The organism is Streptomyces durocortorensis (assembly GCF_016901035.1).
GTDB classification, from domain to species: domain Bacteria; phylum Actinomycetota; class Actinomycetes; order Streptomycetales; family Streptomycetaceae; genus Streptomyces; species Streptomyces durocortorensis.
The window spans coordinates 1-287 of sequence record NZ_JAFEUF010000584.1; the positions used below are offsets into that span (position 1 = coordinate 1).

At 69.7% G+C, this 287-nt stretch carries 1 pseudogene; it reads right to left on the reverse strand.

From position 1 onward, the window contains the following. Positions 1-287: pseudogene (locus JS521_RS36175) on the reverse strand (penicillin-binding transpeptidase domain-containing protein); the annotation flags it as partial.

Below are 287 nucleotides of genomic sequence, written 5' to 3' on the forward strand. Positions count from 1 at the left end.
GCGGGCTCGATCCAGGTCTCGATGCCGGCCGAACCGCCCGAGGTCTCCCCGTACTTCTGGCGCAGGGTGTCCAGGATGGGGCCGAGCGAGGGGTACTTCTCCTTCGTCAGCACGGTGCCGTTGCGGTCGACGGCCTCGATCGCCGGCGTCGAGGACTCGCCCGTCTTCAGCGTCGCGCCCTCCGTCAACTGCGGGTGCACGACGGTCGGTTCCCAGTCGACGAGGGCCTTGCCCGTCGTCAGGCCGCGGACCACCGTCAGCTCCGAGGCGTAGGAGATGGGCTTCGA